The following is a 12,401-nucleotide window of genomic DNA, read 5'->3' on the forward strand; positions in this document are numbered from 1 at the left end:
TTAAAACAAATCATTATATTGTATAATGACATTAATGAATGAAAAGAGGTAATTATGCGTAATACAGTAATTTTTGGAAATTGAAAAATGAACAAAAACAAAAAGGAAACTTTAGATTTTATAAAAGAAGTGGATAAATTAGTTGCAAAAACTAACACGGTTGCAGGAATCGGTGTGCCATTTATATATTTAGATGAAGCTAGAAAACAAGCAAAAAACGTTAACATCATCGCTCAAAATTGTCATTTTGAAGCAAGTGGAGCTTATACAGGGGAAATATCAATTGATATGTTAAAAGATATTAATATTGATACTGTAATAATTGGGCATTCTGAAAGAAGAGAATACTTTAATGATACAGATGCAGATATTGCTAAAAAAGTGAAAAAATTAATTGATAATAATTTAACACCAGTTTTATGTTGTGGAGAAACATTATCACAATATGAAAACAAAGAAACAATAGCTGTTGTTAAAAAACAACTTTTAGAAAACTTATCTTTAATTGAAAAAAATAATGTAGAAAAAGTGATTATTGCTTATGAACCAATATGAGCAATCGGAACTGGAAAAACAGCAACAGCTGAAATTGCACAAAATGTGTGTAAAGAAATTAGAAATATAATTAGTGAAAACTTTGGAGCAAAAATTGCTGATAAAGTAATAATCCAATATGGTGGAAGTGTTAAACCAAACAACATAGCTGAATTAATTTCACAACCAGATATCGATGGAGCCCTAGTTGGGGGAGCATCATTAGATCCTAAATCATTTTTAGAATTACTATAATTTTTGGATTATTATGCGATTAAAATATAATAAGAACGCTTTATCTAGTTTACTAGATGATAAAGTTTATTTTGTCGACCATAATAAACTAGATGGCAAAAAAGATAACAATTTGTTTCCAAAAAAACAAAAAACCTTTTTGGAAATTGGTTGTGGTAAAGGGGATTTTATTATTAATTTAGCCCAACAAAATCCTCAAAACAACTATATAGCTGTGGAAAAATATCCAACAGTGCTTTTTTACGTATTAAAAAAAGTTAAAGATATGAATTTATCTAATTTAAAGTTAATGAGTTTTGATGCTAAAGATCTTTTAGAAATTTTTGCACCCGACACATTTGATGGTATTTATTTAAATTTTTCAGATCCGTGACCAAAATTTCGTCATGAAAAACGCCGATTAACATATAAAAGTTTTTTAGAAATTTATAAAACAATTTTAAAATCATCTGGTTTCATTCAACAAAAAACAGATAACGATAATTTATATTTATATAGCATTACAAGTTTTGTTGATAATAAATGAAATATTGTTAAAGAATCACGTGATTTATATAAAAATTTAGAGTTATTAAAAAATAATGTTCCAACAGAATATGAAAAAAAATGACATAATCTTGGAAAAAACATCAATTATTTACTAGCAACTTTTCCTAATAATGAAAAAGGCTAAAACTAATGATAAAATATGACAATTCTTGAAATGAATTTTTTGAAAATGAATATAAAAAATCTTATTTTAATAATTTATTAAAAAATATCGAAAAAGAATATAAAGATAACTTATGTTTTCCAAAACAAGAAAATATTTTTAAGATTTTTAGTTTAATCAAGTTAAATGATATAAAAGTTGTTATTCTTGGGCAAGATCCTTATCATAATGAAGGACAAGCGTTAGGGTATGCTTTTGGTGTTGATAATAATTTTAAAACTCCACCATCTTTAAAAAATATCTATAAAGAAATTAATAAAGAATATGGGAGTTTTCCCAAAACAAATGATTTAGTTTCGTGAATTAAGCAAGGGGTTTTTTTATATAACATAGTAAATACCGTAAGAAAAAATACGCCTACCAGTCATTATAATTTAGGTTGAGAACAATTTAGTGAAAACCTTTTAAACTATATTATAGAAAAAAATTCAGATATTATCTTTGTTTTATGAGGTAATAAAGCAAAAAGTTTTAAGAAAAACTTATTAAAAATTAATAACTTGGTTGAAGGGGCGCATCCTTCACCGTTTAGTTATCATTTATTTAAAGATCAAAACTTTTTTATTAAAATAAATAGTCTTTTAGCAAAACAAGGAAAAAATGGAATTAAATGGCATAAATAATGTATAATTATCTTATATGTTTAGTTGGGAGAGTAAATGAATCTATTAAGTTTTGCAGAATTCTCAAAATATTTTTATAGCGACCTTACAGCTAAGGTCATTAGTGGTATTTTGGGGGTCATGTTTGTAGTTTATTGCCTATATCAAGGTTATATTTACAAATTTAAGCGCAGCCGTTATCGTGGAATAATATTTAACACTCGTAACATTGCTTACATTACATTGTTGTCAGCGGCTTCAGCTTCAATTACAATTTTAATATCAATTACTGTGCCAATAACAGTTTTCCCACCAATTAGAATTGCCTTTGAGGGCGTCATGGTTAAAATTTCTGGGTTTATATTTGGGCCAATTGTCGGTGTTATTTCAGCGATTGTTACAGATTTTATTGTTATGTTATTTGTGCCTTCGTTTGTGCATATTGCCTTTATTTTAGTAATAATATTTTTTGGTCTTGTGTCAGGATTTGTGGGTGATTTATATCGTTTATCAAATTCTAATGAAAAAGGTTCAAGTAAATGATTTTTATTTATCTTTACTAATATTTTTATTATTGGATTTGTAACTTTAACATCATTAATGACTTGATATTCTGACTTCCCTGATGGAATTCCTTTATTTGGGGGATTGGTTGCTAGTAAAGAAGTTTTAGTATTTTTATTAATTTTAGGTGGGGGATTGTCCATTGTTGTCGTATGATCCATAACCTTTATTTATCGAAAATATGACAAAACAAAAAGTAAGTATCAAGATGTAATTGCAGTAATTTTACTCTGTGTATTATGTGAATATTTAATAACATCCTTAATTTCTCCGTGAGGAGATATTGCCTTTCTGACAGTTTCTAAAGGAGACTCAGCAGAAACCTCAGGATATGGGGTAACCTTAGTCGCGCGGTTAGCAATGGCGCCTATGAAAATATTCTTTAATGTAGCTGTTATATATTTAGTTTATATTGCGGTTTCGCCATTAGTGCATCGAACAAACAATAATTAAATGCTTCAAAAGCATTTTTTTTGTTTTTTAAAGCATTTTTGTGTTCTAATTAAATTAATATTTTTTTTGGAGGCTCATGAGTAAATTTCACTTAAATCGCGATTATTTAAATAATAAAACAATTTTTGGTGGTTTTTTAGGCATAACATCAGCCATATGTTATTCAATAATTCCATTCTTGCTTTTTTTTATTAAAAAAAACTCATCTATTAGTGCAAGTGAACTAATTTTAGTTTTAATATTTAGTAATTATTTAAATGAATTAATATCTTGAATATGTTTATCTTATATTTGTAACTTTAGTAATATAAGGAAAAAAACATTAAATATTTCTAAAACATCCTTTATTATTGGTTTATGATTTCATTGAGCATTTTTTTCCGTTTTTACTGGTTTGTCTTATACGCTAAAATCTATTCTTAAAAAAGACATATTATTAATGATGGTTATTGGAATATTATCAGGGCCAGTAGCTATGATCTTAATAATGTTTTCTTCCAGCTACTTATTACCTAACAGCAACACATTGCCTAATGTTTTATTGAACATTTCTCCATTATTTGCATATATTGGTACAAAAGTTATTTTTAAAGATAAAATTTCTCTTGTAAGTAAGATTGGTATTTTTATTACAATAGGGTCTGTTTTTATAATGAGTATTACATATATTTTTTTAAGTAATTTTATTTTATGAAAATTAATTTTAGCAATTATTTTATCCACTTTTGCTGGGCTAACTTATGGATTAACAGCGCTAATTAATGATTATTTACTACATAAAGAAAAACAAACAATAAATAGCAATGATATTATTTTGCTAAAAACAGGATTTAGCTTCATTGTTGGGTTGGTTATATTCTTACCAGCAGCCTCTAGTGTTATGGGTAAAAATATAACATATTTATGAAATGGTCATTATAATTTTTTAATTAAAAACTTTGGCACTTATTATTACTTGTTAATTTCAGGGTTAGTCATTGTTGGTGCCAGGTTATTTTGATTTAATTGTAGCCAAGTTTTAGATTCTAACTTATCAGCGGCTGTTTTATTGTCTTCATTATTATGAACACCACTCTTACAAATAATATTAAGTAAAATTTTCCCTAGTTTAAATTTAGGTGAAGTTAAATGATTTTATTGAATATTCGCAGTAATGATTATGGCAGGACTTACTATTCAAATATTTCATAAAAAAATTACTAAATTTTTAAAAATATATTATTTAAAAAGTAGATAAAGTTGTTTTTAAAAAATGTTATTGATATAATAATATTGCTTTATACATTAACCCTGGTACGGTAATTGTAAGGAGAGCATAAATTATGAGACAAACTACTATGATCAATGCAACTAATGTTGAAAAAAAATGATACATTATTGATGCAAATGATTTAATTTTAGGTAGAATGGCTACTAAGATAGCATTGATATTAAAAGGTAAAACAAAACCGAACTACACACCACACGTTGATTGTGGTGATAATGTAATTGTTATTAACGCAGAAAAAATTGCATTTTCTGGAAACAAATTAAACAAAAAAAATTACTATAAACACTCACTATATATTGGTGGTTTAACTACAACTAAAGCTAAAGATATGTTGGTAAAAAAACCAGTTTATCCAGTTGAAAGAGCAGTTAGATTAATGTTGCCAAAAAATAGATTGGGATCAAAACTTTATAGAAATTTATTTGTTTATGCTGGAGAAAAGCACCCACATGAGGCACAACAACCAATTATGATGGATGTTTCTGATATGAAGAAAGGTGGTAACTAAGATTTATGGCTAAAAAAGACGTAATTTATCGTGGTACTGGAAGAAGAAAAACTTCTATTGCACAAGTTATTTTAACACCTGGAAAAGGAAACATTTTTGTAAATGGGCAACCTGCATTGGAATTTTTCCCTTATGCAACATTAGTACAAGATTTAGAGCAACCATTAAAAATTACTGGTACTGGAAGTGACTTTGACATTTCTATTAAAGTTACTGGTGGTGGATTCACTGGTCAATCTGGAGCTTGTCGTTTAGGTATTGCAAGAGCATTATTGGAAGCTTCAAAGGACTATCGTCCTTTATTAAAGCATTCAAAAATGTTAACTCGTGATGCTAGAATTAAGGAAAGAAAAAAATATGGATTGAAAGCTGCACGTCGTGCACCACAATTTTCAAAACGTTAATATCAATTTTGAAAGCCGCAAGGCTTTTTTTGTTTATTTAAAGTAATTTATGTTCTTATTTTGTATAATATGTAAAAGGAAAAGTTTATGCATAATAAAATACATTTTAATTTTTACAAAATAATTAATCATAATGATTTTGGAGAAGAAGATTTTTTAAAACTTCAAGTAAAAAATATTTGAAAAAAAGATGAATTTGTTAATACTTTAGTTTTGTCAGATTTTTTTACAGACGTTAATATTGTTTTTTTATCTAAAACTGCAACTATTAAAACCTTAAAAAATAATAAAGAAATTGAAGAATATGATGTTATTGTTCGTGTTGATGACTTGCCTGTTGGGGTTGAGTTAGAAGATAAAAATAGTTCTTTGGCTTTTGTAGGTAAAATAGATTTTAAAAAGTCATATATTGATGTAACAAATATTATTAAAACTAATTTAATCAACAACAATTTTGAAACAAAATTTAAAGGGATAGAAGTTAAGTGTGAAAAAAACATTCAAGTATCTCGCACAAATTTAGACAATTTTTTAACAGAAACTTTATTTACAGCAGAAAACATAAAAAAAATTAATGTATTACATTCTAACTTTGAAAACTTTATTCAACAATGAGAAAGGTATTTCGATTTTTCCGAAAAGTTAACAAGTTATCGTAAAAATAATTCATTTGTTTATGACTTAATTAGTAAACAACAATTTATTAAGTTAAATAAAGATCAATGAAATAGAATTCCAGAACCAATCCAAATAAATATTAAAAACCAGAAAATTCAAAAAATGATCACTAACAATAATTTTATTTTTGTTCCAATTTCTTGAAAAAACGAAATCTCTAAATTAAAAATAGAATTCTCAATAATTTGAGTAGCTTCAATGTATTTAAATTATAATTTAGAAAATATAAATTATTTTATTAAATCTGATGAAGTTATTTTGGCGCCGTTAGATATTAATATTAGCAAGAATAAAAGCTTCTTCAATGTTGATGGCTTTGTTTTTAGTGATGAATTTTTTGAAAAAAATAAATCTTTAATTACTAGAAGTGAGGGGGCAATTAAATTAATTACTAAACTAGATAATTTTAATGTTAATAGTTATCAACAAAGTTTTATGGAAAAACTAAAGTTACCTGTGACAACAAATTTACCAAAATTTAAAACAGCTGTTTTTTATACAGAAATAAATGAAGAGGACTTTAATAAAGTAATTCCAGAAATTGGTTACTTAGCTTTTCCTTCAACTGGAGAAAGCGCTTTAATTAATAGAGGGAAAACTGTTATTTCAAGAGTTAAATCAAACAAAGTAACAAATCCGTTTTTAATTAATTTTTTATTCAATTCAGCAAATATTGAATGTTTATCGCAAAAAACAATTGACCCAAATGATTTAGATTTTTATTCTAATCTAAGTGTTACACAAAAAGAAAATATCATTAAAGCTTTAAAAAATAATGATATTTTTGTGTTGCAAGGACCACCAGGAACAGGTAAAACACAATTTATAACAGAACTAGTTCATAAGTTCAATAAACAAGGGAAAAAAGTATTAATTTCATCTCAAAATCACACAGCAATTGATAATGTTTTAGAAAGATTACCTATAATACCGTCTATTTCTCCTGTTAAGCTATCAAAAAAATTTGGAAAAGATAAACAAGCTTCGCAGTTTTTTTCAGCTTCAAATGTAGTATTAAATTTTTACAAAGCAATTGACAATATGTTAGATATTAAAATTGAGAAAAAAAATGTGTTTATTAATGAGAAAGCTGAAAACTTAAAAAGTATGACATCTTTAAAAAAAGACTCTAATATTGCTGCAGTTATATTTAAAGATATTAAAACTTTAGAAAAAAGCGATGCTAAAGAATTATTGTTAAAAAATAATATTGAAAAATCATTACAAGCCTTAAAGGGATATTTTAATGATTCTAACAAAATAATTGATAAAGGTTTATTCTCCCTAGAAGTAATAAAAGTTTTATCACTAGCTAATGAAAAAACATTTAAAGGCGTACAATTAAAAACTTTTGAAGATGTTCTTACGGAATTAACGTTAGAAAAAGTTTTACAATTATTTACCAATGTCTATGTTTTGTCATATATTAATCGCCTTGATGAAAATAGAAAACAAATAAAAAATTTTATTAACCAAAAAAAAAGATTTACAAAAAAATATCACAAGCAAAATNNTAATCACAATATTTTGGAATATTTAACTAAAAACAATTTATTAAAAGAGGTAAGTGTTAAAAATTTAAAAGATTTAAACATATTTATTGATAAAGAAATTACTCGCTTAACCGCAAAAGATAAAAATGTGGAAAACACAACTCAAAANTATTGATTATAAAAAATTAAAAATTATTTAAACAATAATTATGATTTAGATTTTAATGTTATTAAAGGAGAAGTTGTAGACAATAAACAACAGAGTAGTGCAAAAGATGTGTTGGAGTATAGTAATAGTTTTATAAAAGATTATACAAATGTATACGCCATTACAGCTACATCAAATAATTTATTTAAACAAGAAAAAAATAAAGAACTACTGGCGGCAAATATTGATTCAATCGATATTGCTAAAATGTATTTTGATGTTGTTATTATTGATGAAGCATCAAAATTAACTCCAATTGAAATTTTAATGCCAATTATTTTTGGTAAAACAACAATATTGGTTGGAGATTATCGTCAATTACCACCAATTCTGCCAATTCGCCAAGAAGATGTGGAATTAATTAATGAAATTCACGGAGAAGATTTTAATTATAGTGAATTTAAAAAAATGTTTGAAGAATCAATGTTTAAAAATATAATTTCATCTGCAAATAGCACAATTAGTGGTATTTTATTAGAGCAATATCGTTCAAATGAAGACATAATGAAGATCGTGAATAACTTTTATAATAATAAGCTTAAACTTGGTACAAAAAATCAAAACTTTGATTTAAGACATACAATAAGTGTGAAAAATCAAAAAGGGTTAACAATTTTTGAACCTAATAAATCAATATATTGATTAGATTCTTCAACCGATTTACATGGAAAAATTGTTATAGAAGATAGAGCTTATAATTCTACAAGTTTATCTAATGTTTTTGAAATAAATTTAATAAAGAACTCTTTGTTAAAAATACAAGAATCTTTAAAACCGACAGAAAAAATTACAATTGCTATAATTAGTTTTTATAAAAAACAAATTACGGCTTTAAAACATGAATTAAACAAAATTAATTTAAAAAACATTAAATTGAACATTTCAACTGTTGATGATTTTCAAGGTAAAGAAGCCGATCATGTTTTTGTAAGTCTTGTTCGTCGACCAAGAGACACAAGTAAAATGGATGCATCATTTATTGAAAAGTATGAAAGAATAAATGTGGCATTTTCAAGAGCTAAAAAAATGCTTGTAATTGTGGGAGCCTTAGATTTTTATAAAAACTTAGAAATTCCAATGCCTGATTTTAATGATCCTATGAAACAAACTAAAGTTGATGTTTATAAAAGAATTGCAAAGATAATTAATACTTATGGCATAATTCATGAAGCACATAATATATTAGAGGAGAATTAAAATGTTAGGAAGTATATTAGTTTGATATTTTTTACACAAAAACGAGTTTGTTGTAAAGTTTAAAAAGCCACGTAAACCAAACTTTTTTGAATATTTTTTAATTTATATTTCGGCAAATTATAAAGATCGAAATAAAAGTTTAGAAGATATATTGCATGAAGAGTTTGATATAAAAAATTACAAAATATTTTTCAGTGTTTTTTTAGATCTTGTAGAAGCAAATATTATTGATTTTAAAAACATAACAGCTATTGAAAAAAATACTGATTATTTTAAGTTGCCTTTAACAAATATTTTTGTAAATAAAGATTTTTTGGAAGTTTTTAATACTAAAGAAATAATTAATAGTAACAAAACAGAAGAAGTATTGTCATATTTATACTATGATGAGCTTTTTCAAACATTTACAAATGATAAAACATTGATTGGTAAAACAACCAATTACAAAAATAATTTAGCAGAAATTAAGTTGCCAATATCTCAAACAACAGACTTTATTATTGAACAAAAAAATTGATTTAATTTCATTAAAAAATATTCTCTACAAAAAAATATGAAAAACAATTTTACAGATGAAACAATAGTTGTTAATTTTTCAAAGTCAGGAATTCCATATACAAATTTAGATTTAACAACTTTTATCAAACAAGCTGAAAAAAATAAAGTGTATGAACAACTAGATTTATATTTAGATGACAACAAAAATATGTTTTGAAAAGCAAACAATTCACTACTAGCTCAAAAAATAAACATGGACCAAACACTAAAAAATAATTTAATTGAAGACTTTTTTAATAAGAACAGTTATGATATTTTAAATTATTTTAACTTGTCTAGCGTNGCAATTTATAGATTATCAAAAAACAAAAAACGTACAATATCTATTAACAAACTTTTCTGANNAGATGTTTTAGCAAAGTCAGATATTATTTTTATTAATTTAAAAAAACTTAACTTGTTGGATGATGATAAATTAAATTATTTTTTAGGAAAATATATATCTAAAAACATTCCAATAATAGTTTTTAATAATAAAGATAAAATTAAATTTATTAATAAAAATATTTTAGATTTTAAAATAAACTTACCTGATGATGCAAATTGATTTGTGGGATCTTATTCTAAAAATAATTTTCAAGCATTTGATGTAGCAAATTTAGTTATAAATGAGGAGCATAATTTATTTGCTATAAACAAAATAAACACTTTAACTTTAAAAGACTTTTATGAAGAAATTGTTGATAGTTTTAATGAAAATAAAAATAAATTTTTAGAAAAAATAAATACTAATGATAAGAATACATATAATGAATTTGCAAAAACATTTATCTTAGATTTTATAGATAACAACAACAATAATTACTTGCGTCAAGTTTTTATGCTTTTAGATCAAGAAGGTTTTCAAACAGACAACAAAGTTTTATATGAGTGAGAAAAGTATATTGAAACATTTTATTTAAAAAATGAAGATTATAAATATATTATTAAAACTAAAGTTAATGAGTATTATGTTAAAACATATTCAAAAGAAACCAAAATATATAAAACAATTAATATTTTAAGAACAGACAACACACTAGAATTAAATGATTTTTTAAGAATCATTGAAAATACATATGAAAATAATTTTCAATCAACAAAAGATATTTTACAGTTTACTAAAGCCTTAGCTTTAATGGATGGGGAACTTCCTAAAGAAATTTTAGTTAGATGCTGAAGGTCACCTAAATTAAATTTTGCAAAAACTATTTTAAGTGACTTGGCACAAAATCATTTTGTTTATAATAAAATATTAGATATTAATAGTAATGAACAATTTTATATTATGACAAATGTTGCTGATAAAAAAATAAGTCATTTAGGGCACTTTTTATTAGATATCTTTACAGCTTTTAAAGATTTTGAAATAAATAATGTGATAAATAATGTAAAAAATAAAGTTTTTGAAAAAATATATTCAATTTACGATGAACTTCTTAATGATTTTAAATCTAAAGGTTTGCCGGAAAACATTATTTTGTTAAATAAAGTTTTGTTTAAATATGAAAATAACTATATTTCTATTTTTAAAATTAAAAACCTGAATATTACAGAACAATTTGATTTAATTTTTAAGAAAGAACTTGATGCTTGTCTTTTTGACAATGCAGCATCAATGTTAAGAAATTACATCATAAATAAAATTAAGACAACATATGCAATATCTGAATATGAAGATATATATAATTTAGTTGGCGAATTGGGCAATAAAAAGGTAAAATCATATAAAATATATAAGAATGCTTTAAATTTTATAAATGAAAATTTATTTTTAAAGACACATAAAAATAACAGTAACAATAATACTAAAGAAATAGCTATTAGCTATAAATCAGAGTATGAAAAAATTACTAAGATTTAATTAAAGATAGAGGTATTTATTATGAGTATGAGTATTGAAACAGTTTTAGAAAATTACCGTGCCAAAATGTCACGTTTATCTTCTATTGTTAAAAGATCAATTGAAGAAATAAAAAAAATGTTAGAAGATGCATTGAAAATAAACGGTGGTAAAGACGATTGTGTAGCTCAAATTCAAAAATTATTAGAACCAATTTTACAAATGGATCAAGATATTGAAAACAATGTGCTTTTAAAGNNGATATTTTAGAAAAAAAAACATATTCCAGTGGAAGAGGCAAAAATTATTAATGGTCGTTTAAATAAATATGCTAGAGAAATTGCAGAAATTAACATTAAGGCTCTTAATTTAAAAGAAGAAGTAATTAAAAATGCTTTTGAAGATAAAATAAAAGCTATGGATGAAAAAAGTTTTGATATTAACAAAGTAGAAGACGATTTAATTGCTAACTTTAGTGAAAACAAAACTAAAAATATTGTAAAAGATTTTTTCAATAAAAATAGACATAATTTGTTAAATAAAGAAAAGGCAGAAATCAAAAACCTTGTTTTTGATTTATTCAAAAAAGAAAATAATAATACAAATATATACTTATCAAGTTCTCTAGAAGAAATTAGTGAAGAAAAAGAAGTTTATAATAATGTAATTGATAATTTCAAAAAATTACAAATTTCAAAAAATACACTTTCAAAAGAACAATTTAATGAAAAACAAATTGAATTTGAAACAAAAAAAATATTTACTCAAGTCGATGAAGCTGCTCGAAGAGATTCTATTCGTAAGATCATTGCGTCAATTAAAGAAAGAGGGTTTATTGTTAATCCAAATAATATTCGTCATATTAAAGAAAATGGTGAAGATAAAGTAATTCTATTTTCTCAAAAAGTTACAGGAGAAGAAGCAATATTTACTGTATATTTAGATGGAAGATTTAATTATAAGTTTGAAGGTTATGAAGGGCATGATCATGATATTGATTCAGAACCTTTTTTAGAAAGATTAACAATGTATGATGTTTCTTTGTCAACAGAGCAAAAGAAAGTCTACTTTAATCCTGATCGAATTAAAAAGGCTGCAAAAATGGGTCATAAACCTAATTCTAATAAAAATAATCAATAAAGA

The 12,401-nt window shown here is 24.5% G+C and carries 10 protein-coding genes; all 10 read left to right on the plus strand.

Annotated features, from left to right (window positions below; translation table 4 throughout):
- The first annotated feature begins 54 nt into the window (after positions 1-54).
- The 10 genes from tpiA (at position 55) to NPX79_RS02755 (ending at position 12,398) form a co-directional block, all read left to right on the plus strand.
- Positions 55-789, plus strand: coding sequence for a triose-phosphate isomerase (tpiA, locus tag NPX79_RS02710; RefSeq protein WP_381415486.1), 735 nt, complete (start codon positions 55-57; stop codon positions 787-789).
- Between the two features lie 13 nt (positions 790-802).
- The gene (gene trmB / locus NPX79_RS02715; protein ID WP_381414903.1) at positions 803-1,462 is read left to right on the plus strand and encodes a tRNA (guanosine(46)-N7)-methyltransferase TrmB; all 660 of its coding nucleotides are present in this window, start codon (positions 803-805) and stop codon (positions 1,460-1,462) included.
- A gap of 5 nt (positions 1,463-1,467) precedes the next feature.
- On the plus strand, positions 1,468-2,124 hold the full coding sequence (locus tag NPX79_RS02720) for a uracil-DNA glycosylase (protein WP_381414904.1): 657 nt from the start codon (positions 1,468-1,470) through the stop codon (positions 2,122-2,124).
- A gap of 36 nt (positions 2,125-2,160) precedes the next feature.
- A complete protein-coding gene (locus tag NPX79_RS02725; protein WP_381414905.1) occupies positions 2,161-3,120 on the plus strand; it encodes an ECF transporter S component in 960 nt (319 codons plus the stop codon).
- A 76-nt stretch (positions 3,121-3,196) separates the two neighbouring features.
- A complete protein-coding gene (locus tag NPX79_RS02730; RefSeq protein ID WP_381414906.1) occupies positions 3,197-4,357 on the plus strand; it encodes a hypothetical protein in 1,161 nt (386 codons plus the stop codon).
- An 85-nt stretch (positions 4,358-4,442) separates the two neighbouring features.
- Entirely contained in the window at positions 4,443-4,898 is a 456-nt protein-coding gene (gene rplM / locus NPX79_RS02735) for a 50S ribosomal protein L13 (protein ID WP_381414907.1), read from the plus strand.
- A gap of 5 nt (positions 4,899-4,903) precedes the next feature.
- Positions 4,904-5,302 (plus strand): 30S ribosomal protein S9, encoded by a 399-nt coding sequence (rpsI, locus tag NPX79_RS02740; RefSeq protein WP_381414908.1) that lies wholly within the window; start codon positions 4,904-4,906, stop codon positions 5,300-5,302.
- An 87-nt stretch (positions 5,303-5,389) separates the two neighbouring features.
- Positions 5,390-7,654, plus strand: coding sequence for an AAA domain-containing protein (locus tag NPX79_RS02745; protein ID WP_381414909.1), 2,265 nt, complete (start codon positions 5,390-5,392; stop codon positions 7,652-7,654).
- Between the two features lie 96 nt (positions 7,655-7,750).
- Positions 7,751-8,878: a DEAD/DEAH box helicase gene (locus tag NPX79_RS02750; RefSeq protein ID WP_381414910.1), complete on the plus strand. Its 1,128-nt coding sequence runs from the start codon at positions 7,751-7,753 to the stop codon at positions 8,876-8,878.
- Between the two features lie 2,668 nt (positions 8,879-11,546).
- Positions 11,547-12,398: a hypothetical protein gene (locus NPX79_RS02755; RefSeq protein ID WP_381414911.1), complete on the plus strand. Its 852-nt coding sequence runs from the start codon at positions 11,547-11,549 to the stop codon at positions 12,396-12,398.
- Positions 12,399-12,401 lie beyond the last annotated feature (3 nt).

The organism is Spiroplasma endosymbiont of Anurida maritima, from assembly GCF_042465095.1.
In the GTDB taxonomy this organism is placed as follows: domain Bacteria; phylum Bacillota_I; class Bacilli_A; order Mycoplasmatales; family Mycoplasmataceae.